General features: G+C 48.3%; 25 protein-coding genes. 18 read left to right on the top strand and 7 right to left on the bottom strand.

Features of this window, described 5'->3' with window-relative positions:
- Nucleotides 1-167 precede the first annotated feature (167 nt).
- The 8 genes from EIH25_RS07800 (at nt 168) to EIH25_RS07765 (ending at nt 8,441) form a co-directional block, all read left to right on the top strand.
- On the top strand, nt 168-734 hold the full coding sequence (locus EIH25_RS07800; RefSeq protein WP_124100363.1) for a class I SAM-dependent methyltransferase: 567 nt from the start codon (nt 168-170) through the stop codon (nt 732-734).
- A 235-nt stretch (nt 735-969) separates the two neighbouring features.
- Nucleotides 970-1,464 (top strand): tetratricopeptide repeat protein, encoded by a 495-nt coding sequence (locus tag EIH25_RS07795; protein WP_124100361.1) that lies wholly within the window; start codon nt 970-972, stop codon nt 1,462-1,464.
- A 581-nt stretch (nt 1,465-2,045) separates the two neighbouring features.
- Complete coding sequence (locus tag EIH25_RS07790) at nt 2,046-2,393, top strand: hypothetical protein (protein ID WP_124100358.1); 348 nt, start codon at nt 2,046-2,048, stop codon at nt 2,391-2,393.
- Between the two features lie 173 nt (nt 2,394-2,566).
- Entirely contained in the window at nt 2,567-3,181 is a 615-nt protein-coding gene (locus EIH25_RS07785) for a YdcF family protein (protein ID WP_124100356.1), read from the top strand.
- A gap of 240 nt (nt 3,182-3,421) precedes the next feature.
- Entirely contained in the window at nt 3,422-4,042 is a 621-nt protein-coding gene (locus tag EIH25_RS07780) for a GNAT family N-acetyltransferase (protein ID WP_124100354.1), read from the top strand.
- 257 nt (nt 4,043-4,299) lie between these two features.
- A complete protein-coding gene (locus tag EIH25_RS07775; protein ID WP_124100352.1) occupies nt 4,300-5,217 on the top strand; it encodes a ParB/RepB/Spo0J family partition protein in 918 nt (305 codons plus the stop codon).
- A 740-nt stretch (nt 5,218-5,957) separates the two neighbouring features.
- A complete protein-coding gene (locus EIH25_RS07770; protein WP_124100349.1) occupies nt 5,958-6,803 on the top strand; it encodes a ParB/RepB/Spo0J family partition protein in 846 nt (281 codons plus the stop codon).
- Nucleotides 6,804-7,259: 456 nt separating this feature from the next.
- Nucleotides 7,260-8,441: a glycoside hydrolase family 5 protein gene (locus EIH25_RS07765; protein WP_124100347.1), complete on the top strand. Its 1,182-nt coding sequence runs from the start codon at nt 7,260-7,262 to the stop codon at nt 8,439-8,441.
- Nucleotides 8,442-8,528: 87 nt separating this feature from the next.
- On the opposite strand, the gene EIH25_RS07760 is transcribed toward EIH25_RS07765, so the two are convergent.
- Nucleotides 8,529-10,328 carry a hypothetical protein gene (locus EIH25_RS07760; RefSeq protein WP_124100345.1) on the bottom strand — a complete coding sequence of 600 codons (1,800 nt, stop codon included), beginning with the start codon at nt 10,326-10,328 and terminating at the stop codon, nt 8,529-8,531.
- 183 nt (nt 10,329-10,511) lie between these two features.
- Here EIH25_RS07760 and serS point away from each other — a divergent pair, with 183 nt between their 5' ends.
- Nucleotides 10,512-11,798 (top strand): serine--tRNA ligase, encoded by a 1,287-nt coding sequence (gene serS / locus EIH25_RS07755; RefSeq protein WP_124100343.1) that lies wholly within the window; start codon nt 10,512-10,514, stop codon nt 11,796-11,798.
- A gap of 64 nt (nt 11,799-11,862) precedes the next feature.
- Entirely contained in the window at nt 11,863-13,239 is a 1,377-nt protein-coding gene (gene mnmE / locus EIH25_RS07750; protein WP_124100341.1) for a tRNA uridine-5-carboxymethylaminomethyl(34) synthesis GTPase MnmE, read from the top strand.
- Between the two features lie 140 nt (nt 13,240-13,379).
- Here the strand turns inward: mnmE and EIH25_RS07745 are convergent, their stop codons facing one another.
- The 6 genes from EIH25_RS07745 to alr all read right to left on the bottom strand — a co-directional run bounded on the left by EIH25_RS07745 (nt 13,380) and on the right by alr (nt 19,598).
- Nucleotides 13,380-14,153, bottom strand: a complete 774-nt coding sequence (locus tag EIH25_RS07745; protein WP_124100339.1) for a zinc ribbon domain-containing protein — start codon at nt 14,151-14,153, stop codon at nt 13,380-13,382.
- Between the two features lie 3 nt (nt 14,154-14,156).
- Nucleotides 14,157-14,696 (bottom strand): hypothetical protein, encoded by a 540-nt coding sequence (locus EIH25_RS07740; protein WP_124100337.1) that lies wholly within the window; start codon nt 14,694-14,696, stop codon nt 14,157-14,159.
- Between the two features lie 76 nt (nt 14,697-14,772).
- The gene (locus EIH25_RS07735) at nt 14,773-15,525 is read right to left on the bottom strand and encodes a zinc ribbon domain-containing protein (protein ID WP_164489192.1); all 753 of its coding nucleotides are present in this window, start codon (nt 15,523-15,525) and stop codon (nt 14,773-14,775) included.
- 229 nt (nt 15,526-15,754) lie between these two features.
- A complete protein-coding gene (gene rsmG / locus EIH25_RS07730) occupies nt 15,755-16,468 on the bottom strand; it encodes a 16S rRNA (guanine(527)-N(7))-methyltransferase RsmG (RefSeq protein WP_347561939.1) in 714 nt (237 codons plus the stop codon).
- Nucleotides 16,469-16,500: 32 nt separating this feature from the next.
- Nucleotides 16,501-18,381: a tRNA uridine-5-carboxymethylaminomethyl(34) synthesis enzyme MnmG gene (mnmG, locus tag EIH25_RS07725; protein ID WP_124100333.1), complete on the bottom strand. Its 1,881-nt coding sequence runs from the start codon at nt 18,379-18,381 to the stop codon at nt 16,501-16,503.
- A gap of 53 nt (nt 18,382-18,434) precedes the next feature.
- Nucleotides 18,435-19,598 (bottom strand): alanine racemase, encoded by a 1,164-nt coding sequence (alr, locus tag EIH25_RS07720; RefSeq protein WP_124100331.1) that lies wholly within the window; start codon nt 19,596-19,598, stop codon nt 18,435-18,437.
- Between the two features lie 173 nt (nt 19,599-19,771).
- Here alr and EIH25_RS07715 point away from each other — a divergent pair, with 173 nt between their 5' ends.
- The 8 genes from EIH25_RS07715 (at nt 19,772) to infB (ending at nt 26,886) form a co-directional block, all read left to right on the top strand.
- Nucleotides 19,772-20,374 (top strand): SLOG family protein, encoded by a 603-nt coding sequence (locus tag EIH25_RS07715; RefSeq protein ID WP_124100329.1) that lies wholly within the window; start codon nt 19,772-19,774, stop codon nt 20,372-20,374.
- 81 nt (nt 20,375-20,455) lie between these two features.
- Nucleotides 20,456-21,397, top strand: a complete 942-nt coding sequence (locus tag EIH25_RS07710; protein WP_124100327.1) for an LCP family protein — start codon at nt 20,456-20,458, stop codon at nt 21,395-21,397.
- Nucleotides 21,398-21,478: 81 nt separating this feature from the next.
- Nucleotides 21,479-21,847 (top strand): hypothetical protein, encoded by a 369-nt coding sequence (locus EIH25_RS07705; protein WP_124100325.1) that lies wholly within the window; start codon nt 21,479-21,481, stop codon nt 21,845-21,847.
- A gap of 201 nt (nt 21,848-22,048) precedes the next feature.
- Nucleotides 22,049-22,543: a ribosome maturation factor RimP gene (rimP, locus tag EIH25_RS07700; RefSeq protein ID WP_243113118.1), complete on the top strand. Its 495-nt coding sequence runs from the start codon at nt 22,049-22,051 to the stop codon at nt 22,541-22,543.
- A 101-nt stretch (nt 22,544-22,644) separates the two neighbouring features.
- Complete coding sequence (gene nusA, locus EIH25_RS07695; protein WP_124100321.1) at nt 22,645-23,742, top strand: transcription termination factor NusA; 1,098 nt, start codon at nt 22,645-22,647, stop codon at nt 23,740-23,742.
- A gap of 3 nt (nt 23,743-23,745) precedes the next feature.
- Nucleotides 23,746-24,015, top strand: coding sequence for a YlxR family protein (locus EIH25_RS07690; protein WP_124100319.1), 270 nt, complete (start codon nt 23,746-23,748; stop codon nt 24,013-24,015).
- Nucleotides 24,005-24,340 (top strand): ribosomal L7Ae/L30e/S12e/Gadd45 family protein, encoded by a 336-nt coding sequence (locus EIH25_RS07685; RefSeq protein WP_124100317.1) that lies wholly within the window; start codon nt 24,005-24,007, stop codon nt 24,338-24,340. Before EIH25_RS07690 ends, EIH25_RS07685 begins: the two co-directional genes overlap by 11 nt.
- A gap of 23 nt (nt 24,341-24,363) precedes the next feature.
- Entirely contained in the window at nt 24,364-26,886 is a 2,523-nt protein-coding gene (gene infB, locus EIH25_RS07680) for a translation initiation factor IF-2 (RefSeq protein ID WP_124101298.1), read from the top strand.
- Nucleotides 26,887-26,945: the final 59 nt, after the last annotated feature.

Below are 26,945 nucleotides of genomic sequence, written 5' to 3'. Positions count from 1 at the left end.
GTGGAACATTTTCACCCGCCAATTTATACAGCTAAAATTATTTTTTGCCAAAAGACATATTATAATTTTTTGAAATTTGCTTTATAATACGCTTATAAGCGTATGAAATCAAAAATTTATCAGATTAATGTCCCACGTGGAACATTGGAAGGAGGGCAAAGCAGACTATGGCAAGTACGTTTGGAGCTGTGCAGCTTGCTCACGAGTTTTTGGCGGCTCAGGTCAAGCCGGGAGATATTTGTATAGACTGCACCGCGGGACGGGGAAACGATACGGTTTTTCTTTGCTCGCTTGTAGGAGATAAGGGGAAGGTTTTCAGCTTTGATATTCAGCAGGAAGCGGTTGAAAGCACCTTGAAGCTTGTTAAAGAAAGAGGTTTTTCGCAGACGGCTGAGGTTATTTGCCGCGGTCACGAGGAAGTTGACCTGTATGCTGAGGAAGGGACGGTTGCGGCGGCGGTATTCAATTTAGGCTGGCTGCCGGGCGGCGATCATTCTGTACATACTCAGGCAGGAACTACGATTAAGTCGATTGAAAAGTGCCTCAGACTTTTAAAATACGGAGGAGTAATCAGCCTTTCGATATACTACGGGAGAGATACGGGCTTTGAGGAAAAGGAAGCGGTTTTGGAATACATATCGAAGCTTCCGACTGCCGAATATACGGTAATTGTAAGTGAATTTGTGAATCGTCCTAATTGTCCGCCGATTGCGGTGCGCATATATAAGTGCTAGGAGGAGAAATTATAAAAAAATAACAGAATGGTTTTGAAAATGTTAATTACAGCAGCGTTTATCAGCTACAGACATACGGCATAAAGAAGTCGGAGAAAAAAGCCGATATAAAACGAAACGGGCGGATATAAGAGAATGTCATTTGTGAAAAAGGGAAAAGGATAGGAAAATTTATATATGGAAGCGGTAAGTTAAACGGACGGGTCAACGAAATGAAATTTATGGAGGTATATTTATGGAGCTGTTTTCAAAAAAAGAAAATGAAGAAGCAGAGCTTGATGAGCTAACGCCAAAAATAAAAGTTAAGTTAGGTGAATTAGCGGAAAAAGGCAGTCAGCTTGAGGCTGAGGAACACTATGAGGAAGCTATACAAGCGTGGAAAGAAGCGCTTAGTCTGATACCGGAGCCACAGCAGATTTACAGTGAGACCATATGGTTTTTGGTTGCCATCGGTGATGTTTATTTCCAAAATAAACAATATGAAAAAGCACACGAATGTTTTGACAAGGCAAGGGGAAATCTGAGCGGCGAGGGGTATGGAAATCCGTTTATTATGCTTCGCTTGGGTGAATGCTGTTTGGAGATAGGGGACGAAAAAAACGCCATAGAATATTTGCTTAGAGCTTATATGTTTGAAGGAAGGGAGATATTTGAGCCTGACGATGACGGTAATGACGATGGCAGAAAATATTTCGATTATTTAAGGAACCATGTTGAAAATATTGAGTGAAATTTGAGATTATACAAATTCAGTCTAAGCGAGGGATTGGTATATTTCCGGCAAGGGTAGAGCTTTTTTAATATTGCAGGCAGGAGTTTAAAGGGGGAATAGGGTTTTTTGTGGATATATAAAACGAAATGGGCGGGATTAAGGTAATTTAATTCGCGCAGACAGGGGAAGGATAGAAATTTTATATATAAGCGCGGGAATATGAGAGGATAGATCAACAAATTAGAATTGAAAACCTCAATTTTTATAAATGATTATTGTCCCTCATAGGGATTCAACAAAATCCTCTGAAAGCCTTGAAAATAAAAGATTTATCGCAATGTGTTTGCCTTATCCCTTTACACGGTTTTACACAAGTTTACCCTTGCTCTTACACCTTATAAGGGCAAAGACAAGGGAAGAAAAATTTAGTAACAAACAAGCTATTATAACAAAGTGTGGCGATTAAAGAACTGTGATTGTACGAATATTATGGAGGTTTTGGTGTGAAAAAGGAAATTGAAAATTACATTGAAGAAAGCTTAGCAGATGGAGCGATACAAACTGCATTAGAATTTATTAGCTATTTACGGACAAATTAATTGGAGTTTGTAAAAGATAATGGTTATTGGAAAGATAAAATCTATTATCTAATAAAATTCAGAGATGAGTGTGTATGTTTTATTGCAATTAAAGATCCTGATGAACCAGAAAATCTTTGGACAATATGGTCTGACGATAGTAAAGCATACGAAGAATCTTCTGTGGAAGAAGATATAAAGGGTATTGCCTGGAATCATGTAAATCTTTGCGGTAACTGCGGTTCGTGTGGGGGTGGCAGACACAAAATAATATTCGGGAGAAGCTTTGAAAAAGTTTGTGGGTGCACTTTCCGAATTGATAATCCGAAGGTAAGCGACCTACCTTTTTTTAAAAAATGGTTGAATTGAGGAAAAATGATATTTTAAACAGAGTAAGCTGTAATGAATGAATCCTCAAATGAGCAAAAATACCTTTGGTATAAACCGTAGGTTTGTGCGAGGGGGTAATCCGTTCTCAAATGCCGAGGATGCTTGGATCTGACGCAAAGTTCATTAACAGGATTTAAAAAGGAGGAAATATAATGTCTAATCATATAATAACCGATATATCAGATTTTATATTTATATCAGATGAGCCTGAAAGGGTTGACGCTATTTTTCTGCCCGGCGGCTCACATCCGGAACAGCCTGAATATGCTGCTCAATTGTATCGCGGGGGATTTGCAAAGTGGTTAGTTCCAGCCGGCGGAATCAGCATAAAACGTGATAAATGGCCCGGCGTACGCTCAAAATCAGATATATACAATGGCGATTATCAGTCCGATTGTGAATTCTTTACGGATGTGCTGCTTAAAAATGGTGTGCCAAGCTCTGCTGTAATCTGTGAAGATAAATCAAGACATACTCACGATAACGCGTTCCTCTCACGAAAGGTTATTGATGAAAAGGGGATTCAGATAAAAACGGCTTTGATTGTTTGCAAAGCTTTTCATGCCCGCAGGTGTCTTATGTTATACCAAATAGCTTTTCCTGATGTAAAAATAAAAGTATGCCCTGTGCATTGTTATAACATTACAAAGGATAATTGGTATAAAAGCGAAAAAGGAATAGACCGCGTCCTTGGCGAAGTGTCCCGCTGCGGAAATCAGTTCGTCGGGGATATCAAACAGTACATAACAGCCGGGTTAGAAGCTTAGACGACCTTGCGCAAGCTGAATGCTTGTGCAAAAGGCGTGTTTCGCTCTCAAATGACGGAGAGCTTAGCGCCTGCCGGAAAAACAGGTTTATATTCAGATAAAAAATTTATTTTGGCTGGCAAGGGCGGAAACAGGGGGGAATACATAAGGCTTGAACGCAGAATAAGCGACAAGCCAGGGAAACAACAGATTTTCAGAGAAACGAAACAGATAAACCGGGATTAAGCGGAGGTTAGGAATATGCAAATTGAATTAAAAGCGTTAAATAAGAAAGATGAAAAGAAAGCAATTCAATTTGCTGTAAAAGGAATGCACTTTGATTGGTATTTGGATAATAAAATCGCGCTTAATTTATACGGCAGGTATTTTTGGTATTTGGAAACGTCAAGAGCAACGCAGATGATCGCCGCGTATGCAGATAACAGATTTGTCGGAGTTATTCTCGCTGAAATAAATGGCGAGCCAAAGCTGAACAGTTCCATATGGAGAAAAATGTATGTAAAACTTGCTGAAGGGGTCCAGCGTTTCTTTTTCAAAGACAGCGTCGGGGTTTACGATAAAGCGAACAAGAAAATGTATCAGAAATATATCAGGACAGTTCAACCGTCCGGCGAAATTATCTTTCTCGCGGCTGACCCTGACTGCGGAATAAAAGGTGTCGGCAGCAAGCTGCTTGCCGAATTAGAAAATCGTGAAAAAGGCAAGATAATATATCTTTATACGGATAATGCCTGTACCTATCAGTTCTACGAGCATCGTGGATTTGAGCGTGTTGGCGAAGAAAGAATCGAGCTTGATATGGGAAATAGAAAGGTCCCTTTGACTTGCTTATTATACAGTAAGGTTCTTGGAGAGCGATAAATTTCAGTTTGAGCGGGGGTTCGGGATATTCCCGACAGGTAAAGATATGCTTGCCTAGGGGGGCGAAGCCGTTTAGCCTGACCGCTGGGGCGGGAGGTTGGAGCGGCTAATTGGTGAAAGGGCAGGAGCTTTTCTGAATAAAAGTGAAAGAAGCGGAGAATTTAAGCTGACGGCGTTTATCTTTGAAGTTCCGCGCGGTCAAGCTGAATTCTTATGAGGCAGGAAATAAAAAAGTAATTTTTACGGAGGTAGGAAAAATGGCTAAAAAGGAAAGACTGAAAAACGGGCTGGATTCGTTGTTTGAGGATAATTTCGGTTCGGCGGAAGAGTCCGGCGGAAAAAGTACGGGCGTTGAGGAAATAAGACTTTCGCTTATTGAGCCGGACAGAAATCAGCCGAGGTCGGATTTTGACGAGGCAAGGCTTAACGAGCTGGCGGACAATATAAGACAGCACGGAGTTTTGCAGCCTATACTGGTTCGTCCCGCGGGAGAGGACAGGTATATGATAGTTGCCGGAGAACGGCGCTGGAGAGCGGCGAGAATTGCGGGGCTGAGTGAAATTCCGGCGTTGGTCAGGGAGCTTTCCGATCTTGAGGCGGCGCAGATAGCGCTTATTGAAAATATCCAGAGGGAGGATCTTAATCCGATCGAGGAGGCGAAGGCGTTCAAGCGGCTTTCCGATGAATTCGGAATGACGCAGGAGGACATTGCAAGGATCGTGGGGAAATCCAGAAGCGCGGTTACAAACTCCATACGGCTGCTGAAGCTTATTCCGGAGGTGCAGGAGGCTGTTGCGGACAAGCAGATATCTATTGGTCACGCCAAGATTTTGTGCGGCGTTGAGGATCAGTCCCAGCAGCATGTATTAATGCTTCAGGCGCTTGCGGGAAGAATGACGGTGCGTCAGTTTGAGGAACACGTGGATAATGTGGTAAGCGGCAGATACATAAGGGAAGCTGAGGAGAAGGAAGCCAGAAAGACGGAAAGAAAAAAGCCAAAAAAGGTGGTTTTCGGGGACAGTGAGGAAAAAATGCTGCTTGAGGCGAGAACCGCGATATACAGCGAGCTTGGAATAGCGCCTGATTTTAAGAGGGCTAAGAACGGAGTTATCGTTATGGAGATGGAGTTCGGGAATGACGAGATGTTCAAGGACTTTCTGAAAAGGCTGTGTTAGTCCTCGGCTGAATTTTCGGCTGTATTGATAATACGCGTCAGGAATTTATGACAGGGTTTTTCAGGCGGCGCGTTACGTTCAGTCTTTCAGCGGGGTTTTAAGCTTCCAAGCAAAGCTTCATCGCTGCATAAACACAGCGTTTGCTTGTGCTGCAATCGCAGCGGCACTGAGCTTTGCTCAGATTTAAATAAGACGGTATGAAAAAAAAGGGGAATAAAGGCAGTCCGCGTACAGCAATCGCGCGGGCTGTCTTTGTTTTAATTCGGAGCAAAGTCTGATATGGAAACGCCTTCTAAAGAAGGCGGAGACATAGGCGCTAGGTTATATCGACAAAGACGGCGGAGAATTATGGGGAGAAATGAGGAAAACGGGATAATCATAGGATTTTAAGCTGAAATTTTTGGATTTTTTCTTTGAATATTCTATGGAAATCTGCCGGCGGGAAGTGTTATAATGCTGATAAAGAGGTTATTTTAATTTTGAGCAAAGTTCGATGTGAGCGTGGCTATTCATCGGCCGCGATGAAGCAACTGTGTAAAACGCTGTTTTTTGACAGCGAAGGGCTTTGGCTCCTCAGGTTTTCGGTATGGGATCAATTCTCCTGCTGAAAGGCTGAATTGAAATCGCAGTCTTAGAGAAGCGAACGCCTTCTAAAGAAGGCGGGGACATTGGCATTAAGTTATATTTTTCAGCGGTAAAAAATATCTGCAAAGAACACAAAATAAATCGGAGGGATCGTTATGAGCATTATAACAAAGACAAGGGAGAAAACGTCGGCGCAGAACGTGAGAGAGCTGGGAAAGGTAGTTGAAATACCGGTCGGGGCGATATTTCCTAATCCTGACCAGCCGAGAAAAAGCTTTAATACCGAGGACCTTACCAGGCTGGCGAAAAGCATTTCCCAGGACGGAATAGTTCAGCCGCTTACCGTCAGACGTAAGGAGGGAGGGTATGAGCTTGTTTCCGGCGAAAGGAGACTGAGGGCGGCTAAGCTTGCCGGCTTCAGAAGCGTGCCCTGCGTTGTTGTTGATATATCAGACTCAAGATCGGCGGTCATCGCGATTATAGAGAACATACAGCGGGCGGAGCTTAATTTCTTTGAGGAAGCGGAGGCTATTTCGGCGCTTATAACAAAGTACGGAATGACGCAGGAGGACTGCGCTATACGGCTGGGAATGGCGCAGTCGACTGTGGCGAACAAGCTGAGGATACTGAAGCTTTCTCCCGACCTGCGAAAGGTAATAGTTTCAAACGGACTTACCGAGCGGCACGCAAGGGCCTTGCTCAAGGCTGACGAAAGCCTGAGGGAGGAGGTTCTTATAAAGATAGTAAAGGACAGGCTTACGGTGGACGCCGCGGAAAAATACATAAGGACGCTTGAAAAAAACGAACGTATAAGGCAAAGCTACAGACGGCGGTCGGCGGCTCTGAGCGATCTCAGGCTGTTTTTCAACACGGTAGACAAGGCGGTTCAGGTGATAAAGCTTGCGGGCGTTGACGCCAGGGTAAAGAAAACAAAGAAAGACGGCTTTATAGAATACGTTATCAGGGTGCCGGAGGAGGGTGAGAACAGAAAAAGCGTTTAAGCGGGTATTTTTTTACTTTTTCATATGCTAAAATACACAAATCAGGCACATATAATTTGTGGAAAAGGTAAAAGTTTAAGCCGCGTTAAATCGGGGCGGGAGATTGGAAATAACAACGGAATGTTTCATATTCTTATATTAATATTTTAATAGATAAAGACTGTTCAGCAATGAGTTCAATTCGGCGGAAAAAGGCTTACGAAAAGGATTTCGGATACGAAAAAACGCAGATTTTCAGAACAAATCAGGTTTAAGCCGCCGCGGCGCGGCAAATGTATAAAAACTTTTCTTTATTTCATATAGCTATAAATATTCATATATTATTTTAATATATTAGTCCGATATAGCAGAAAGACAGTTTCAGATAATTATACAAAATCAAAAAATTATATTGACATAGCGCGCGGAGAGTATCATAATAAAACTGTAAAGGATTTTGCGGAAGGAGATTTTATTATGATAAGAAAATCCAAGCTGGCGGCTTTTATTCTGTGCGCCGCAGTTGCCTGTTCAGCCTTCAGCGGCTGCGGAAAGGACGGGGATTCTTCGTCCGGAGGGAACGCGAAGGGCTCCGGCGCCGAAGAGATGAGAGATATTTCTTCAATGGAGCTTGTTAAGGAAATGACCCTCGGCTGGAATCTGGGAAACAGCCTTGACGTTTGCAACGCCGACCGCGACGGCGACGGGCAGATCGACGAGAACGCGGAGGTAGTTGACGAAACGCTGTGGGGGAACGTTAAGACCACAAAGGAAATGTTCGAGGCGCTTAAGGAGGACGGCTTCAATTCGGTTCGTATTCCGGTGACCTGGAGGGATCATCTCAGCGACGATTATACGATAGACGCCGACTGGATGGACAGGGTACAGGAGGTGGTTGATTACGCCTACGATCTGGATATGTACGTTATTATCAACCTTCACCATGACGGGGGCGGAGATCCCCAGTTCGGAGCGTGGATAAGGAACGCGTCAACGGACTATGACGGCGTGCTTGCCAAGTATAAGACCATCTGGACGCAGATATGCGAGAGGTTTGAGAATTACGATGAAAGGCTTATTTTCGAGTCGATGAACGAGGTCGGCTTTGACGATATGGGTAAGGACGACGCTTATACCACGCTTAACAATCTCAATCAGGAGTTTGTTGATCTGGTAAGGGCAAGCGGAGGAAACAATCCGCAAAGACATCTGCTTATCGCGGGATACTGGACGGACGTTGAGATGACCTGCGATTCAAGATATAAAATGCCGGACGATCCTGCCGGAAGGTGCATTGTTTCCGTTCACTATTACACGCCGTGGGAATTCTGCACTACCAACATCAATTACGAATGGGGAAGCGAGCAGGAAGTAAGCGTAATGGAAAGCAAGGTCAACGACATGGCGGAAAACTATGTAAGCAAGGGAATACCGGTTATTATCGGAGAATTCGGAACGGGCGTCTGGAACGAAAAGGAAAGCGGAGTATATTTCAGCGAGATGTTTACCAAGCTTTGTCATGAAAACGGCATAGCGCCTTTCATGTGGGACGACGGAGCGCAGTTCAACAGGGAGACATACGAGTGGAATTATCCTGAGCTTGTTGAAGCGATGAACAGAGCGGTAAGCGGAGAGGATTACGAGGTAGTCAAAGGCTGAACGGACCGAGGTTGTTATTAAGACGAAATAAATAAGGACGAACCGATTCGGTCCGTCCTTATTTTTTATATCCGGGTCAGGTTAAATTTACGATTTCTTTTTCAGTACGGCCGCTGCCGCGCCTGCAAGGATAACAACCGCCGCTCCTGCCGCCGCCGCTCCTGTGGAGGGGTTTTTGTCGGAGGAATCAGCCTTTGAGGAGGTTTCCGATTCGGCGGAGCTGTCCGTTACCGAGGAAGCGCTGTCTTCATCGGACAGGCTGGTATCGTCGGAGCTGCTGTCCTGCTCCGAGTCGGAGCTTTCGTCTGAGGACAGGTCCGAGGTAGTATCAGAGCTTTCGTCTGATGATACGTCTGAGCTTTCATCGGAGCTTTCGTCCGAAATCTCGGTATAAACCGCCTTAACCGTACAGCTTTCGGAAACAGCGCTGAGGTCGGCGTCCCATGCTCCCGTAAAGCCTTCCTTTTGGGGTATCTCAGGAGCGGATTCCGGGTCGAAGCTGTCGCCTTCGGCTACATAGACTACGTCGAGAACATTGTCGTTTTCATCAACAAAGGTTACGGCGTAGGAAGCAAATACCAGGCTTCCGTCCGATCTTACCGCCCATTTTTTCAGTTCAACGTCATTGTTTTCATATTCATAGCTGTTGAGAGTATCCAAAATGGATTTAAGCGTTTCGGAATCGGAAAAATCAGATATAATGTCAAGCTCTGTTCCGCTTGCCGCGGTCAGGTCTTCATTGTTTACGGTCGTGAATGATGAATTGCTGTCGCAGTAAGCGTTTTCGACCAGATAAGTACCGGAGGCGGAATTTATCGTTCCCGCAAGCAGGCCTGAGCAGCTTGAACCGCCGCTGTTTTCAGAGGATTCTATATCTGCCGCGGAAATACAGTTTGAAAACCTGAATACGTTGGAGCCGTTTGCAAAGCCGAGGCCTTCGCCTTCCGCGCCGGATATGCTTCCGACAATGCCGCCCAGATTATAGGTTCCTATGACAGTCGCGGCAGAATAGCAGTTTATTATTTCGCTGACCAAAGCGGCTCCAGCTATTCCTCCGCTGTGGTGAAAAGCAATAACAGCTGCTTCGGAGCCGCAGTTTATAAGCCGGCAGGCTCTGAGGTAGCCTATCAAGCCTCCGACCGAAGAGCTGCCCTGAACGTCGGCATTGCTGTAGCAGTCGATAAACTCGGTTGAGTACGCTCCTCCCACAAGACCGCCGATTTGTCCGACGGTAGACGTCGTGCTCATGCTGCCTCTTACTAACGTATCGGTTACGGAGCAGTTTTTGATAGTATGCGTCGGACGGGTAACACCGGCACTGGGGATATCTCCGATCTCGCCGATCAGTCCGCCTACAAACCAGGAGTTTACAAAGACCTCGCAGTTGGTGACATGACAGTTTTCAAGGGTGACGCTGTCGGTTTCGTCACGTCCGGCGATAATTCCGACAAAGCCGTTGCTGAAGTTTTCAAGCTCGGTTACGGTGCAGCTGTCAAAGGTAACGTTTTTGACCGTTCCGCCGGCTATGGTGTTGAAAAAGCCAAGGTTCGCGGTTTTACTGAAGTTCGGTTCGTTAATGTCGGAGCCTGTGATCGCCATATTGGAGATGGTATAGCCCTTGCCGTCAAAGGTGCCTTTGAATTTGTACAGACCTGTCCATTCGACGCCGGTCATATCGATATCGCCTGTCAGCTCTACCGTCAGGTTGACGTCGGCGTAATCGCCGTTATCCCATTCGGTTTTAAACTGCACGAGCTCTTCCGCGGTTCCAAGCTTAACTGTAACGTCCGCGCCCTCGGCGGCGGAAGCGTTCAGCAGGCAGGCCGGAGCGACAGCCAGAGCCGCGGCTGAAAGAACGGAAAGCAAGCGTTTTTTAATACTTAACATATTAATCCTCCTTGAACTAAGTTTTATCTAAGTTTATCACAAAGTTACCTTGTTGTCAACAGAATATTTATATAAAATTTATAAATCTGACCGTCGGGTTTTAAAGCGGCCGCAATACTTGACTATTGAGGGAAAATGGAATATAATTAAAGAGATATTTAATTATTTAAGGAGTAGATCAATATGCTGGATATGAAGCTTATCAGGACAAACCCTGAGCTTGTAAAGGAGAACATCAGAAAGAAGTTTCAGGAGGAAAAGCTCGCGCTTGTTGACGAGGTTGTTCAGATGGACATAGATTACCGGGCGGCAAAGACAAGGTGCGACGAGCTGAGAAACAAGAGAAACGTTATGAGCAAGCAGATCGGCGGGCTTATGGCAAAGGGTCAGAGGGACGAGGCCGAAAGCGTTAAGACCGAGGTAAAGTCCATCGGCGAGGAGCTGGCGGAGCTTGAGGTAAAGGAAGCTGAGCTTGAGGGCGAGATAAAAAAGAGAATGATGGTCATTCCCAATATTATCGATCCTTCGGTCCCGATCGGAAGGGACGACAGCGAAAACGTTGAGCTGGAAAGGTTCGGAGAGCCGGCTGTTCCTGATTTTGAAATTCCCTATCATGTGGACATTATGGAGAGGTTAAACGGAATAGACCTTGATTCCGCGAGAAAGACCAGCGGAAACGGCTTTTATTATCTTTGCGGCGATATTGCAAGGCTCCATTCGGCGATTTTGTCGTACGCCAGAGATTTCATGATCGACAGGGGCTTTACCTATTATATCCCGCCGTTTATGATCCGTTCCGACGTTGTTACGGGCGTTATGAGCTTTGCGGAGATGGAGGGCATGATGTACAAGATAGAGGGGGAGGACCTTTATCTTATCGGTACGTCGGAGCATTCCATGATAGGCAAGTTTATAGACACTATCACTCCCGAGAGCGAGCTTCCCAAAACGCTTACAAGCTACAGCCCCTGCTTCAGAAAAGAGGTAGGCGCTCACGGTATCGAGGAGAGGGGCGTTTACAGGATACATCAGTTTGAAAAGCAGGAAATGATAGTCGTATGCAAGCCGGAGGAAAGCATGGAATGGTACGGCAGGCTGTGGAAAAACAGCGTTGATTTCTTCCGTTCGCTGGATATTCCCGTAAGGACGCTGGAATGCTGCTCGGGGGACCTTGCCGATCTGAAGGTGAAGAGCTGCGACGTCGAGGCCTGGAGCCCGAGGCAGAAAAAGTATTTCGAGGTAGGCTCATGCTCTAATCTGGGGGACGCTCAGGCAAGGAGGCTCGGCATAAGGATAAAGGCGGAGGACGGGTCAAAGTATTTTGCTCACACGCTTAACAATACGGTTGTCGCGCCGCCGAGAATGCTTATAGCTTTTCTTGAGAACAATCTTAACGAGGACGGCTCGGTAAGGATACCCGAGGCTCTCAGAATGTATATGGGCGGAAAGGACCTGATAGCTGTCGGTTAAGGGACAGGCACGGCAGGACGCGGGCTGTACGCGATACAGGCGGATATAGTGAAAAGGTGGTTTTATGTCTACAGTATGCGCGGTTTCGACTCCCCTGGCGGAGGGCGGAATCTCGGTTATAAGGATAAGCGGCGAAAAGGCACTGGAGGTTGCTCAGAAGGTTTTTGTTCCTTTTTCCGGCTTCGGAAGGGTTGCGGATATGAAGGGCTACACCTGCGCCTACGGCAGAGTCGTTGATCCCGCTTCGGGAGAAACCGCCGACGACGGGCTGCTTACGGTTTTCCGCGCGCCGAAGTCCTATACGGGGGAGGATACGGCGGAGATTTCCTGTCACGGGGGAGTTTTCATTGCCAAAAAGGCGCTGAGGATATGTCTGGAGAACGGCTGTGAGCCGGCGGACAGAGGTGAATTTACCAAAAGGGCTTTTCTCAACGGAAAGCTTTCTCTTACTCAGGCGGAATCGGTTATGGATATGATCTCGGCTCAGGGAGAATACGCGCTGCGGTCGGCAAGGCTGACCAGAGAGGGCAAGCTTTTCAGGGACATTTCAGGGGTCAGGGACAGACTTGTGAAGATACTGGGAGAGCTTGCGGCGTGGGTCGATTATCCTGAGGAGGACCTGCCGGAAATAGAGGAAAACGCCCTTCGGGCAGGTCTTGAAAATTCCATAGGGGTACTGGAAAAGATACTCAGGGATTACGACTGCGGAATGATACTTCGCAGCGGTATTGATACGGTTATCGCTGGAAAGCCCAACGTAGGCAAATCGACGCTTATGAACCTTCTTCTCGGGTACGACCGCTCGATAGTAACGGACATTGCGGGAACGACGAGAGATGTTATTGAGGAAACCGCGCGGCTGGGAGAATTTGTGCTGAAGCTTTCGGACACTGCCGGCATAAGGGAAACCGACGATACCGTTGAGAAAATGGGCGTAGGTCTTGCGAGAAAGCGGATCGACGAATGCGCGCTGGTCATCGCGGTCTTTGACACGTCGACGCCTCTTGACGGCGAGGATATTGAGCTTCTCGAATATGTTAAGAGCCGAGGCAAGCGTCTGGTAGCCGCGCTCAACAAAAGCGATTTGGGAACGGCGGCCGACAAGTCGGTTTTTGAAAAATACACCGAGCATATATTTGAAATTTCCGCCAAGCAGGGAGAGGGAACTGAGGAAATAAAAAAAGCCTGTCAGGAGATATTCTCGCTCGGCGGCTACGACCCGGATTCGACGGTTTTTGCCAATGAGCGTCAGAAAAACTGCGCGGAGCAGGCTTTAAAGAAGCTGAACGCCGCGCTTGACGCTCTGAATTACGGTGAAACGCTGGACGCGGTCACGGTCATGATAGATTACGCCTTGCAGTCGCTTATGGAGCTGACGGGAGAAAGGGCGTCTCAGGCGGTAGTCGACGAGGTGTTCTCCAGCTTCTGCGTAGGCAAATAGGGCTGTAGACAGACGAAGCTTTTGTATATCAACTGAAAATTTATTTATATAAAAAGGACGGTATTTCCCTTATACCGTCCTTTTTGCATTGTTTTATTGACCGGGCTCAGCTTGTGAGGTCAGGCTCTGACGCCGCGCTTTTAATCCTCCAGAAAATAAGTGACCGCCGCGGCTTCCTTTTCCGTTGAGGATTCATTTTTTTCTCCGAAGATCCTGTCGGGGAAGAGCACGAAAACGTCAACGGCTATAACCGCAAGAATAAGTATGATAAGTATAACCGGGATCAGGACGCTGGGGCTTTTGCCGGGAGTAACGTTCTGCTGCGCCGGATTTGGATACGGCTGATTCGGAACATTTCCGGCATTGGTCGGCTGAGCGTTCTGGATGCCGGCGGTATTGACTGCCTGAGCAGGAGCCTGCTGATACACGGGCTGTGGCTGAGGCGCCGCCTGCGTTTTAACGCCCGCGTTTGTAACCTGAGCTTCGGCTGCCGGCTGGGGGGCGTTATTCTGTACGTTCGCCGCGGCAGGCTGCGGGGAAGGCTGAACAGGCTCGGCGTCGGGAGGAATTACAGAGTCAAAATCAGGGGTTTCCTCAGTTTTTACGGCGGTCTGTCCCTGTCCTGCAAACGTTTCGTCTGTAATTACCGGAGGAACAAGCTCCTCCATGGTAGGCTGCTCCGGAATTGCTTCCGGCTTCGGCTCCTCCTGAGCCGCGGACATTACTTTGGTTCCGCAGACGTTGCAGAATTTTGCGCCCTCTTTAAGCTGGCTTCCGCAGTTTGCGCATATATTTTCCGCGGCTCTTTTTAAAGCGGCTAAATTTGTTCCGCAGGAACCGCAGAATTTAGCGCCGTCCGGCAGTTCGTACCCACATTTGGGACAGATTACTGACATAAGATCATTTCCTTTCATTGTTTATTCTTGCTGTTCTCTGAAATTAAATTTTTCAATCACATCGCCGTATATAAGCCATTCTTCGCCCGTATTTACAACGATGATATCTCTCACATCGGAGGTTTCCTTTTCGTTCTGAAGGGTGCTTATCTGAACAGAAAGGTCGTATGCCTTGCTTATGCTAAGCCTTCTGCTGTAGCTTTCCCTGTAATCATCCTCCAGCTTTGCTATGTCGTCCGCCTCCAGCTCCTGAGCGGAAAGCGTTTCGATTTTTAAGGAAGCGGAGCTTTTTCCCTGACTGGGAAGCAGCACCTGAGTAAGCTTTGAATTATAATTGTCGCTGTTCTCGTATTTTTCCCTTGCTCCCGGAGTGAAGCAGTTAAGATAAGACTGAGTATCCAGAAGCTTCACCGCTCTTATCATGGTAACGGTAGGCTGCTCGTAATTAAGCACGGACTTGCTTTCATTTTCCGTATTTCCGCAGCCCTGCAAAGCAAGCATTGCAGCGGCAAGCGCCGCTGCTGTTACAAACCGGCAGAGCGACTTGAATAAACCATGCATAGCAGCCTCCCGAAATTTTTAAAAAAGGGCGGACTTTTTACTGTCCGCCCTGTCAGTTCAACGTATGTAAGTCAGATCAGAAAAGACTTCCTTCAACGATAACCCAATCTCCGTCAACCTTAGCGACCGTAAACGTTACGGTATCGTCGTCATCGTCGTCGTCGCCCTTGATGGAAATCTCGGTCTTTACCTTATAGCCCTTTGTAACCTCAACGTCGGTATCGTATCTGTCCTCAAGGTCCTTTCTTATGCTCTTGAGCTTGCTGTCAGAAAGCTTGGTTTTCTTTTCAACGCTGTAGGAAAGCTTTACGTCGTTGCCGTATTCTTCCTCCATGTATTCCATCATCGTATCAAGGCTTTCCTCAAAATACTCTTCTACGCTGTCATACTGCTCATAATCTTCAACATAGGTTTCTTCGAGATAATCAAGCTGACATTTGGGAACCGACTTCATAAAAACGGCCGCGTCGGCTTTTTCCATACCATCAAGCATATTCGCGATAGGCTTCTTGTATTTGCCGCCGAAAATCAGGTTTAATACAAGAATAATTACCAGAATCGCTACAACGGCGATACAAGCCAGAGCTATAAGAGTATTCTTATTGGGATTTGTTTTCAGATTCTTGATGTTCTCCATCGAAAGCGAATCCTTTACCGCGTCGACATTTACCTTGTCCTTTATACCGTTAAAAGTGTTTTTAACGGTTTCTCCGGCAGAAGCGGTCTTTTCAGCCTGCTTGGGCTGTTCCTGCTGAGCCGCTCCGCAGCTTGTGCAGAAGGTTGCGCCGTCATCCAGCTGAGCGCCGCAGGTAGTACAGAATTTTGACATAAACATTTCCTCCCTGTATATTTTTCATATTCGGAATAATACAATCTAACATAATAATATTAAACTAAATTTTCGCATTTGTCAATAGTAATTTCATTAAAAACCTAAATAAATCTGAACAAAATATTTCCTTTCTATTTAGGCAAAACACATAAAACAAAGGGTAAAAAGCAATTTGTTTTGTTTAAGTTTCAGGTTTTGAACGGAACAGGCTTTGCTGAAAAATTGCTCAAAGAGGCCTTTTAGTCATCTGACCTTTGGGGCGGGGGTATTTTTCAGGAGTCGGGCTTATTTTTCGTATCAGGATAAGCGTTCTCATATCGCCGTTGGGCAGGGCGTATTCAACGCATTTTTCCACGCTTCCGCCGAGAAGCTTTACGGCGTTTCCGGCTTTCGCCAGCTCGTTTTTCCCGTCGGGGCCTTTAAGAGCGGCAAAGATTCCGCCGACTTTTACAAACGGCAGGCAGTATTCGCATAAATGCGTGAGATTGGCGACTGCCCTGGCCGCGGCGACGTCGTATTTTTCACGGCGGGCGGGGGCTCTTCCCAGCTCCTCCGCTCTGCCGTGGACACATTCCGCTTCAAGCTCCAGAGCGTCTGAAAGCTCCGTCAGGAATTTTATTCTTTTGTTCAGGCTGTCCAGCAGGGTAAGCTTTATGTCCTCCCTAAATATTTTCAGCGGACAGGAGGGGAAGCCGGCTCCCGTTCCGACGTCTATAACGCTTGCTCCTTCCGGCAATTCAAAAAGCGTAAACGGATAAACGCTGTCGAAAAAGTGCTTCAGCGTTATCCCCTCCGGATCGGTTATAGCGGTAAGATTTATCTTTTCGTTCCATTCAGTTAGCAGCTTTGCGTATAGGCAGAGCTTTTCATATCGGCTTTCGTTCAGCTCAAGTCCGTATCCGCCGAAAAGCCTGACGGCGTCGCTTTTGGGTATCATCATTTGTTTGTTCCTCGCTTTTTCTTTATACGGTTTTACTCGCCGGCCTGCCCGCGGGACTGCTGCGCGAGCCAGATGAGCAGCACGTTGACGTCGGCGGGATTAACGCCGCTGATACGGCTCGCCTGACCTACGCTGAGGGGCTTGATACGGCTGAGCTTTTCCGCCGCTTCAAGGCGAAGCCCCCGTATCTGAGAGTAATCGGCGTCTGCCGGCAGGGCTTTTTCTTCAAGCTTCCGCATTGCTTCGACCTGCTCCAGCTGTATTTTTATATAGCCCTCGTATTTTACCTGCAGCTCCACCTGCTCTTTTACCTGAGCGGGAAGCTGGGGGCGTTCGGGGTCGAAGGGGGCAAGGGAATCGTATGACACCTGCGGGCGGCGAAGCAGCTGGGCAAGCTTTATTCCCGTTGAAAGAGGTTCCGTTCCGGCGTTTTCAAGAAAGCTGTTCAGCTCCTCCGAGGGGCCGAGATTGACCTTCCAGATCCGCTTTACCTCGCCGTCCGTCATTTTTTCCTTTTCAAGCAGCTTTTCATATCTTTCGTCCGAAATAAGTCCTATTTCATGACCCTTGGGCGTAAGCCTTATATCGGCGTTGTCCTGTCTGAGCAGCAGTCTGTATTCGCTTCTTGAGGTCATCATTCTGTAGGGGTCGGAGCAGCCCTTCGTCACAAGATCGTCTATAAGCGTTCCGATGTATGAGGAGGCTCTGTCAAGAATCAGAGGCTCTTTTCCCTTTATTTTCAGAGCGGCGTTTATTCCGGCGGCAAGCCCCTGCGCCGCGGCCTCCTCGTAGCCGGAGGTTCCGTTGAACTGCCCTGCTCCGTAAAGACCCTTGACCGATTTGAATTCCAGCGTCGGAAGCAGGTCCGTCGGGTCGCAGCAGTCGTATTCGATTGCGTAGGCGTTTCTCATGATCTCTACATTTTCAAGGCCTTTTATTGTTCTGAGAAATTTGAGCTGCACCCATTCGGGAAGCGACGAGCTCATGCCCTGAAGATAGTATTCGTCGGTGTCAAGTCCCATAGGCTCTATAAAAAGCTGGTGCCGGGGCTTGTCGGGGAATCTCATTATCTTGTCCTCGATAGAGGGACAGTATCTTGGTCCTACCGCCTGTATCCTGCCGGAATAGATAGGCGACAGGTGGATATTTTCCCTTATTACTTTATGGGTCTCGGCGTTTGTATATGCAACGTAGCAGGATACTCTGTTTTCAAGCTTTTTATCGTTGTCGAAAGCAAAGGGCGTTATATCCGCGTCGCCGTCCTGTTTTTCAAGCAGATCGAAGTTTATAGACCTTTTATGCACTCTTGCGGGAGTTCCCGTTTTGAATCTGCGCAGCCTGATCCCCAGCTTTTCCAGAGAAGCGGAAAGAAAGCTGGCGGGCAGCACCGAGTCGGGGCCGCTGGGGTAGGACACCGCTCCCACATGGATCTCTCCGTTAAGATAGGTTCCGCTGGCGATTATCACCGCTTTGGCTCCGTACTGTGTGCCAAGTCTTGTAACAACTCCCGTAACCGCGCCGTTTTCAGCGGTAACTTCGCATATTTCATCCTGCTTGATACGCAGGTTTTCGCAGCGCTCCAGAGCCTGCTTCATATATGTATGGTACGCGACCCTGTCAGACTGCACTCTAAGGCTGTGTACCGCCGGACCTTTGCCCCTGTTGAGCATACGGCTCTGAAGGAAGGTAGCGTCCGCCGCTCTGCCCATTTCTCCTCCCAGGGCGTCTATTTCACGCACCAGATGACCTTTGGCGGTTCCGCCGATGGAGGGATTGCAGGGCATATTCGCTATTCCGTCCAGCGTTATGGTGAAAATCGCTGTTTTCAGTCCCAATCTTGCCGCCGCCAACGCCGCTTCGCAGCCCGCGTGACCGGCGCCGATTATTATAACGTCGAAATTTTCAGTTATCATTCCGCAATCCTCTTTCTGTTGATAAATACGGGCAGGAGCGCCGGAGCTCCCGCTCAGGGGTAATATACTCCGACCTGGTCGGAATTTTCATAGATCACTCTGGGAACGCGCGCCGAGATCTGGCACACTATTTCATAGCCGATAGTTCCGATAAGGTCGGCTATGTCGTCGGCGGTGCAGGATTCTCCGCCCTCCGAGCCGATAAGCACCGCCGTGTCGCCGGGGCGGACGTTTTCAATATCCGTAACGTCGCACATAAACTGATCCATGCAGATCCTTCCGGCGATGGGGGCGCGCTTGCCATGGATTATAACGTAGCCCTTGTTTGACAGAGCCCTCGGATAACCGTCGGCATAGCCGCAGGTAATTGTGGCGAGAACGGTTGGCTTATCTGTTCTGTAGGTTCGTCCGTAGCTGACAAACACCCCGGGTTCTACGGTTTTTACCTGTGAGACCGCCGCTTTCAGCTCCATTACCGGAGAAAGCCGGAAGGGCAGGGGGGTGGAGGTGCTGGGCATAAGCCCGTAAAGGATAATTCCCAGCCTTGCCAGAGTGCTGCGGGGATCCGCGTGATAGACGCCTCCGGCGGAGTTGAGGCAGTGCGCGTGAGGAAGCCTTATGCCGCGTGAGCAAAGCTCGTCGTATACTTTAAAGAAGCTATCGGTCTGAGCTTTGGTGTAGGCGATATCGTCAGGCTCGGCGCTGTCGGCGGCGGCATAGTGGGTAAAGATACCTTCAAGGGAAATCCCGGGCAGCGCGGAGATTTTCTCAAGCTCGCCGCATATTTCGCCGGCAGTTCCCCGAACGCCTATTCTGGTCATTCCCGTGTCCACCGCCGCATGGCAGCGGATAGTCCCGCCCTTTGAATGCTGTGAAAGAAGCCGGGCGTAGGAATATTCCGTTACCGCCTGAATAATATTGTTTTCATAAAGCAGCTCTGCCGCTTCGGGGGGAGTGTAGCCGAGAATAAGGATCTCTCCCTTTATTCCCATTTTCCTCAGGCGCAGAGCTTCGATCTCGTTTGAAACGGCGAACCACCTGACTCCCAGCCTGTTTTCAAGGTAGGGACATATGGCTTCGTCGCTGTGTCCGTAGCAGAAAGCCTTTACGACGCACATCAGCTCGTTTTCCGGGCACAGAAGGCTTTTATAGCCGATCAGATTTTTTTCAAGGCGGTCGAGATGAATTTCCGCCCACGCTCGTTTAAGATAGTTCATTTATGATCGCCCGCATGATGTAAGCAGCGTATAAAGCAGCGGGTATTCCTCCGTTTCATAAAATATTTGCCGCGGCGCGGAATTGTATTCTTTTTTGAAATACGCTATTGAAAAACGCCGGACAATGTGGTATAATATAATTTAATCAAGCCTGCGGCGGTTATGCCGTCTTTATGAAAGAGTGTGTCTTTTTTATGACTGAGAGCTATGGAATCGACAAGGCGACCACCTGCTGCTTTACCGGTCACAGAAGCCGTGACCTGCCTTTTTTCGGCGACAGGGATAAGCAGGGGATGAAGTGCCTTATCAGCAATATTCAGCTTGCCGTGGAAAACGCGGTAAACGACGGTTATAAAACCTTTATTTCCGGAATGGCGGAGGGAACGGACCTGATCTGCGCGGAGATCGTTCATAATCTTATTCACAGAAAGGGGTTCGACATAAGCCTTATATGCGCCCTTCCCTATAAAAATCAGGGGCTGAGGGAGCTTACGGACCCGCTTGACCGCTACATTTACAGCGTTATAATCCAGAGCTGCGACAGGGTGGTTCACATATGCGACAAATACGAAAAGGACTGCTACAGGCGTAGAAACCGGTTTATGGTGGACAATTCCTCCAGAATAATCGGGGTGTACAAGCGGAAGATAAGAGGCTCGGGAACGATGCAGACCATAAATATGGCGAAGGCGTCGGGTCTGGAGCTTAATATAATCGAGCTTGACAACAACCCCGTGTTTTACATAGACTCGGTCAAAAAGTTTAACGTCCTATAATAGTTTACACCTAAATCGTGAAATGTTCAAGTGTTTTTTTATACACCAGGAAAGTTTTTATGTAAGGAGCGTTTAATTTATATGTCCGGTAAAGCAAAAAATAAAAGGAAAAGATCGCAGGCGCCGGTGGCGTTGGTGTATTTTGCGACAATGCTGGTTTTTCTGGCGGTGTTCGCGGTATTTGCAGTATTTCTCATCGACAGGATGAATTCCTGGAACAAGGATGACGGCGGGGAAACGGTTTCGCTTGTGCAGTCCTACAACACCATGTATGCCAGGGTAAACAGCAAAAACGTGCTTGTGGACTTGTCGCTGGTGAGGGTATCCCCCGAAAAGAACCAGATAGTCGTAACGCCTTGCTCCGCGTTTACGGTAAGCGTTACCGACGGGGCTTCCACCTTCAGGGAGATATATGCGGACGGAGGAATAAAAAGGCTTGTGAACGCGGTGGAGCAGACCTTCGGGATCGAAGCCGATTATTACGTTTCCCTTGAGAACAGCGCGTTTGAAAGCGTGGCGGATATTCTGGGCGGAATTGTTTACACGCCGCCTGAGGATCTGTATTATCTTTCGCAGGAAAACGACGCGAACGACGTTTCCTATCGTTCGGGACAGGCGGTTTCCCTTTCGGGCAGAGAGATACGCCTTATCTGCCAGTATCCGGTTTTCTCAGAGGGAAGAGGCGGAAACATGAAGTTTCTGGGGGAAGTTCTTTATCAGCTGGTAAACGGAGCTTTTCAGCAGAAAAATATCACAAAGAACAATCTTGACAACATATATAATATTATGACGTCAAATTCAGATACTAATCTTACCAATAACGCGTTTAAGCTGCACAAGTCTTACATAACCGAAATGCTGGGTGAAAATCTCGAGCCTGCCATTAAGCTTGTTCCGGAGGGGACCTGGACGGACGAAAGCCATTTTACGGTTTCCGACGAATTCAGGACCGCTCTTGCGGACGCTTATGAGAAAACAGAGGCGGAGGGCGAGGGAATTTCTTCGGAGGAAGGCGAGGGCTGAAGCTTTATAGCCCGAAGCCGCGGGATTCCGCCCTCGCTTTTGACGGACCGCTACAGAATTTACAGAAGGGGGACTGCTTTAATGAAGCTGATGGTTATAATTCTGAATAAGATCGACGCTCTGGATTATCTTCTGGAGGGGCTTTCCGCCGCAGGAATAGGAGGAGCGACGATAATTGAATCATCGGGGCTTGCGATGACCCTTTCAAAGCTTGACAGTTCGTTTGTGAGCGCTTCGATCAGGGCTTTGTTCAGCGGTAACGAGGATAACAGGACGATACTTTCGGTTATAAGAAACGATCAGCTGGAGCTTGCCAGAAAGGTCGTTTACAATACGGTAGGCGATCTGTCCATGCCGAATACGGGAATTCTTTTTACGGTTCCTATAGATTTTGCAGAGGGTATCAATAAAAACAGAAAAAAGGCGCCAAACCCTCCTGAAAAGACATGACGGTGTAAATGTTTCCAAAATGTTTATATAAAATTCATTTTCTGGCTGAGAAAAGTCTTTTTGGGTATTGCAAACGCTGATTTTATGTGGTATACTATATGTAATACGTTTAATGAAAGGCTGGAAATAAATTTCCGGTCTTTTGATTTTGTATAGGGGCGGAAGTGCGGAAAGCGCTTCGGTGAAAGGAACGGGATAGTATTGGAGAAGAAAAATACCGCGGAGAAGGTCAAGGAACTTGCGCAGCCGCTCTGCGAAGAGCTGGGGCTTTTTCTCTGGGACGTAAGGTTCGAGAAGGAAGGTGCGACCTGGTATCTGAAGGTTTTTATCGACAAGGACGGCGGAGTCGGCATGGACGACTGCGAGGCGCTGACAAGACCTCTGAGCAGTCTGCTGGACGACGCGGACCCTATAGCCCAAAGCTATGTGCTGGAGGTAGGCAGTCCGGGGCTGGGCAGAGAGCTTAAGCGTCCGGAGCACTTTGAGGCCTGCATAAACGATATTATAAAAATAAAGCTTATACGTCCGAGGGACGGCAGAAAAGAATTTATAGCCGGACTTGACGGATACGATAAGGAGAAGCTTTACTGTCACCTCACCGACGAGGAGGGAAACGTGCTGGAGCCGGCTGAGTTTATCATCAAGGAGTGCGCGTCGGTAAAGCTTTACGACGACGCGGACCTGTTTCAGAATTAGCCGCCGGAGAAGCCGGGGCTTTTATATTGAGCTGTACGGTTTGTGTACATTCAGATAGATTTTAAAATAAAGAATAATTATCGGAAGGATTGATTGGAAAAATGAATAACGATTTTTTTGAGGCGCTCAGTCTGCTTGAAAAGGAAAACAACATTGACGCCGAGGTTCTTATTGAAACTGTAAAGCAGGGTATAATGAAGGCGATAAAGAAGGATTATCCTTACAGCGAGAATATTGCCGTTGAGATCGACCCGGAGACAGGAAAATTCGAGATGAAGATACTTAAGGAGATCGTTGACGGCGAGCCGTTCGATCCGGACAACGAGATCAGCCTTGACGAGGCGCTTACCCTGTCAAAGGACGCGAGGGTCGGAGGAACGGCGGAGATACTGCTTAATCCGGCTAAATTCGGAAGAGTCGCGGCTCAGAACGCAAAGCAGTCGATAAAGCATGAGATAAAGGATTTTGAGCGCGAAAGGCTTATCGAACAGTATAAGGATAAGGTTTACGAATGCGTATCAGCCACCGTTCAGAAGGTGGAGCCGGCAACGCTCAACGCTGTACTTACCATCGACAAAAACGAGGTTTACCTTGTGAGAAACGAGCAGATACCGGGAGAGGTTCTCAAGGCGGGAGATATAATCAAGGTTTATGTGGTAGGAATCGCGAATCCTGAGAAAAAGCCGTCCATCAAGATCTCCAGAACCCACAGGGAGCTTGTAAAAAGACTGTTTGAACGGGAGATACCCGAAATTGCCGACGGAACCGTAGAGGTCAAGGCTATTTCAAGGGTCGCGGGAGCAAGGTCCAAGATTGCCGTATGCAGCAAGGACCCCAACGTTGACGCGGTGGGAGCCTGCATAGGTCCTAAGAAGTCCAGGATATCTTCGATAGTGAACGAGCTTAAGGGCGAAAAGATAGACGTTATTCTCTGGAGCGAGGATCAGGCGGACTTTATCGCCAAGGCTCTCGCGCCGGCGGAGGTAAAACAGGTCGTTCTTTCAGAGGAAGAGGGAGTAAGGGAATGCAAGGTCATCGTCCCCAATAACCAGCTGTCGCTGGCTATCGGAAACAGGGGACAGAACGCGAAGCTTGCAGCCGGACTTACGGGATATAAGATAGATATTCTGCCGGAGGTCCCCGTTCAGACGGAGGAAGCGCCTGAACAGACGGAGAGCGTTGAAGAGGCGGAGGAATAAGCCATGAAAAGCAGAAGAGTTCCTATGAGAATGTGTCTTGGATGCAGCGAGATGAAGCCTAAAAAGGAGCTGATAAGGCTCGTTAAATCCAAGGAGGGAGATATAACGCTTGACCTTACCGGAAAGATGACCGGAAGAGGAGCTTATATTTGCAGGAATGTAGAGTGCTTTAGAAAAGCAAGAAACGCTCACAGGTTTGAAAGAGCGTTTGCCTGCAGAATAAGCGAGGATCTGTTTGACAGCATGGAGGCTGAGCTGGAGAATGAACAGTAAGATGGGACTTGTGACCATGTGCAGAAAAGCCGGAAAGCTGCAGATAGGTATGGATATGGTCAAGGCCGCGTGCCAGAGCGGCAGCGCGGCGGGAGTTTTTATTGCGGACGATCTTTCGTCCAAATCGCTGAAGGAAATAAAATTCGTCTGCTCCAGATACGGCGTAGAGCTGTACGCTCTGGGGCTGAGCATGGACGAGATATGGGCTGATCTGGGGAAGAGAGCCGGGGTTCTGGCCGTTACGGACAACGGTCTGTGCAGAGCCTGCGCCAAAGGACTTGAGCCGGTGCCCGCGTCCCAGGACGATTTTAACAGCAAGAAATAAGGAGGACATTTTTGCCTATGAATATGAATAAAAAATATAAGCTCAGCGAGCTTGCAAAGGATCTAAAGCTTTCAAACGGCGAGGTCGTGGAGTGTCTTGAGAGGCTGACGGGAGAAACCAAGAAAACGGTGGCTTCTCTTACGCCGGAGGAGATAGGGTATGTTCTGGAGTATTTTACGCAGAATAATCAGGTGGAAAATTTCAATGAATATTTTGCCGCAAACGTAAAGCCTGTTCCCGAGAAGAAGGAGGACAAAAAGCCCGCAAAGCCCAAAACCGAGAAAAAGGCGGCGCCGAAGCCGGAAGCCAATGCCGAGCCGAAGGAGGAGAAGAAGCCGGAGGCTTTGAAACCCGAGAAGGGCATGGGCGAGCCGGAGAAAAAGAAGTCCCAGACGGTAAAGGAAGAACCGAAGGCTCAGAAGCCCGTTCAGGGCGAAAGCAAGGCCGCGCGCAGAAAAGAGCAGCCAAAGCCGGCAAAGAAGAAGGATCACGGAGTCAAGCAGATCATCGGCGGTTCCTTTACGAAGGACGAGGGCTACACGGTTTCGCAGACTTCCGACAGCTTTTCAAAGGGCAGAACGGTGGATACGAGAGGAAGCTATGTAGAGCTTGACAAATACAACGAGAAGTACGACAAGCTTGCAAATACCAAGCAGAACAGAAGCAAGGATAATTTTACAAAGAAGCAGAAGCTTACTCAGAAATCCCAGCAGTACAAAAAGCAGCAGCACTCGCATAAAAGGGAGACTGAGGCGGAAAAGCTGCGCCGTCTTGAGCTTGAAAGAGCCAGAAAGCAGCAGCTCAAGGTGCTTATCCCGGACGAGATAGTAGTTTCCGAGCTTGCCAGCAGGCTTAAGGTCACCGCTACGGAGGTAATCAAAAAGCTTATGGGTCTGGGAGTTATGGCGACCATAAACGAGGTTATCGACTTTGATACCGCCGCGCTTGTCGCCGACGAGCTGGGCGCGAAGGTTGAGAAGGAGGTAATCGTAACCATTGAGGAGCGTCTTATCGCGGACGAGGAGGACCCTGAGGACAGCCTTGAGGAAAGATGTCCTGTAGTAGTCGTTATGGGTCACGTTGACCACGGAAAGACTTCGATTCTTGACAGAATAAGAAACGCCAATGTCGCCGAGGGAGAGGCAGGCGGAATCACGCAGCACATAGGCGCTTATCAGGTTTATTACAACGACAGGAAAATTACCTTCCTTGACACGCCGGGACACGAGGCGTTTACGTCCATGAGAGCCAGAGGCGCCAACATTACTGATATAGCTATCCTTGTTGTCGCGGCGGACGACGGAATAATGCCGCAGACGGTGGAATCCATCAACCACGCAAAGGCGGCGGGAGTATCCATTATCGTGGCTATAAACAAGATGGACAAGGAAGGGGCAAATGCCGACAAGGTAAAGCAGGAGCTTACCGAACACGGTCTTGTAGTCGAGGAATGGGGCGGCGATATTATCGCGGTTCCCGTATCGGCTAAGACGGGAATGGGCATTGACGAGCTGCTTGAAAACATTCTGCTGGTAGCGGAGGTAAGAGAGCTGAAGGCAAATCCCAACAAGCTTGCCAAGGGCGCCGTTATCGAGGCAAGGCTTGACAAGGGCAAGGGACCTGTAGCTACGGTTCTTGTTCAGGGAGGCACGCTCAATACGGGCGACGTTATCATTGCCGGAACCGCTGTGGGCAGAGTAAGGACAATGACGAACGACAAGGGCAGAAGAATAGACAAGGCGGGTCCGTCCACGCCTGTTGAGATAACGGGTCTTGGAGAGGTTCCAAGCGCCGGCGACACCTTTAACGCCGTCGCGGACGAAAAGCTTGCCAGAGAGCTAGTGGAGCAGAGAAAGCACGAGGCGAAGGAAGAGGTGTTCAAGCAGTACCAGAAGGTTACTCTCGACAATCTGTTCGCTCAGATCTCCGAGGGAGAAATGAAGGAGCTGCCGCTTATAGTTAAGGCGGACGTTCAGGGCTCGGTGGAGGCTGTAAAGCAGTCGCTTGAAAAGCTTTCAAACGACGAGGTCAGGGTAAAGGTCATTCACGGAGCCGTAGGAGCGGTTTCCGAAAGCGACGTTATGCTTGCCAACGCTTCAAACGCTATTATCGTCGGCTTCAACGTACGCCCCGACCCTGTCGCCAAGGATTCCGCGGAACGGGACGGAGTAGATATACGCCTTTACAGGGTTATTTACGACGCTATAGAGGAGATATCCACCGCGATGAAGGGAATGCTCGCGCCTAAGTTCAGAGAGGTTGAGACGGCGAGAGTAGAGGTAAGACAGGTTTATAAGATCACAAACGTCGGTATCGTCGCAGGCTCCTACGTTCTCAGCGGAAAGGTCGGAAGAAGCAACGAGATCAGGGTTGTAAGAGACGGTATTGTTATTGCCGAGGATAAGATGTCCTCTCTCAAGAGATTCAAGGACGACGTAAAGGAAGTTGCCGAGGGCTACGAATGCGGTATTACGCTGGAGAAGTTCTCCGACATCAAGGAAGGCGATATTTTCGAGGCGTTCTATATGGAGGAGTACCGGGATTGAGCAGACCGTGCGGACTGCCTGCTAAGGCGGCCGCGGTAAATACGGGCGCGGTCAGTATG

Source organism: Ruminococcus sp. Marseille-P6503 (genome assembly GCF_900604945.1).
Taxonomy (GTDB): Bacteria; Bacillota; Clostridia; order Oscillospirales; family Ruminococcaceae; genus FB2012.
The sequence above is the reverse complement of the archived record's forward strand: the minus strand, read 5'-3'. Positions and strand labels throughout refer to the sequence as shown.

What these genes read in the sequence shown, in the direction of transcription:
- EIH25_RS07710 (WP_124100327.1), top strand. Translation starts at nt 20,456, where the DNA reads ATGTCCGGTAAAGCAAAAAATAAAAGGAAAAGATCGCAGGCGCCGGTG.
- EIH25_RS07775 (WP_124100352.1), top strand. Translation starts at nt 4,300, where the DNA reads ATGGCTAAAAAGGAAAGACTGAAAAACGGGCTGGATTCGTTGTTTGAG.
- EIH25_RS07690 (WP_124100319.1), top strand. Translation starts at nt 23,746, where the DNA reads ATGAAAAGCAGAAGAGTTCCTATGAGAATGTGTCTTGGATGCAGCGAG.
- EIH25_RS07705 (WP_124100325.1), top strand. Translation starts at nt 21,479, where the DNA reads ATGAAGCTGATGGTTATAATTCTGAATAAGATCGACGCTCTGGATTAT.
- rsmG (WP_347561939.1), bottom strand. Translation starts at nt 16,468, where the DNA reads ATGATGATACCCAAAAGCGACGCCGTCAGGCTTTTCGGCGGATACGGA.
- serS (WP_124100343.1), top strand. Translation starts at nt 10,512, where the DNA reads ATGCTGGATATGAAGCTTATCAGGACAAACCCTGAGCTTGTAAAGGAG.
- nusA (WP_124100321.1), top strand. Translation starts at nt 22,645, where the DNA reads ATGAATAACGATTTTTTTGAGGCGCTCAGTCTGCTTGAAAAGGAAAAC.
- EIH25_RS07745 (WP_124100339.1), bottom strand. Translation starts at nt 14,153, where the DNA reads ATGAAAGGAAATGATCTTATGTCAGTAATCTGTCCCAAATGTGGGTAC.
- EIH25_RS07795 (WP_124100361.1), top strand. Translation starts at nt 970, where the DNA reads ATGGAGCTGTTTTCAAAAAAAGAAAATGAAGAAGCAGAGCTTGATGAG.
- EIH25_RS07715 (WP_124100329.1), top strand. Translation starts at nt 19,772, where the DNA reads ATGAAAGAGTGTGTCTTTTTTATGACTGAGAGCTATGGAATCGACAAG.
- EIH25_RS07780 (WP_124100354.1), top strand. Translation starts at nt 3,422, where the DNA reads ATGCAAATTGAATTAAAAGCGTTAAATAAGAAAGATGAAAAGAAAGCA.
- EIH25_RS07770 (WP_124100349.1), top strand. Translation starts at nt 5,958, where the DNA reads ATGAGCATTATAACAAAGACAAGGGAGAAAACGTCGGCGCAGAACGTG.
- alr (WP_124100331.1), bottom strand. Translation starts at nt 19,598, where the DNA reads ATGAACTATCTTAAACGAGCGTGGGCGGAAATTCATCTCGACCGCCTT.
- EIH25_RS07765 (WP_124100347.1), top strand. Translation starts at nt 7,260, where the DNA reads ATGATAAGAAAATCCAAGCTGGCGGCTTTTATTCTGTGCGCCGCAGTT.
- EIH25_RS07785 (WP_124100356.1), top strand. Translation starts at nt 2,567, where the DNA reads ATGTCTAATCATATAATAACCGATATATCAGATTTTATATTTATATCA.
- infB (WP_124101298.1), top strand. Translation starts at nt 24,364, where the DNA reads ATGAATAAAAAATATAAGCTCAGCGAGCTTGCAAAGGATCTAAAGCTT.
- EIH25_RS07735 (WP_164489192.1), bottom strand. Translation starts at nt 15,525, where the DNA reads ATGTCAAAATTCTGTACTACCTGCGGCGCTCAGCTGGATGACGGCGCA.
- mnmG (WP_124100333.1), bottom strand. Translation starts at nt 18,381, where the DNA reads ATGATAACTGAAAATTTCGACGTTATAATAATCGGCGCCGGTCACGCG.
- mnmE (WP_124100341.1), top strand. Translation starts at nt 11,863, where the DNA reads ATGTCTACAGTATGCGCGGTTTCGACTCCCCTGGCGGAGGGCGGAATC.
- EIH25_RS07740 (WP_124100337.1), bottom strand. Translation starts at nt 14,696, where the DNA reads ATGCATGGTTTATTCAAGTCGCTCTGCCGGTTTGTAACAGCAGCGGCG.
- EIH25_RS07760 (WP_124100345.1), bottom strand. Translation starts at nt 10,328, where the DNA reads ATGTTAAGTATTAAAAAACGCTTGCTTTCCGTTCTTTCAGCCGCGGCT.
- EIH25_RS07800 (WP_124100363.1), top strand. Translation starts at nt 168, where the DNA reads ATGGCAAGTACGTTTGGAGCTGTGCAGCTTGCTCACGAGTTTTTGGCG.
- EIH25_RS07685 (WP_124100317.1), top strand. Translation starts at nt 24,005, where the DNA reads ATGAACAGTAAGATGGGACTTGTGACCATGTGCAGAAAAGCCGGAAAG.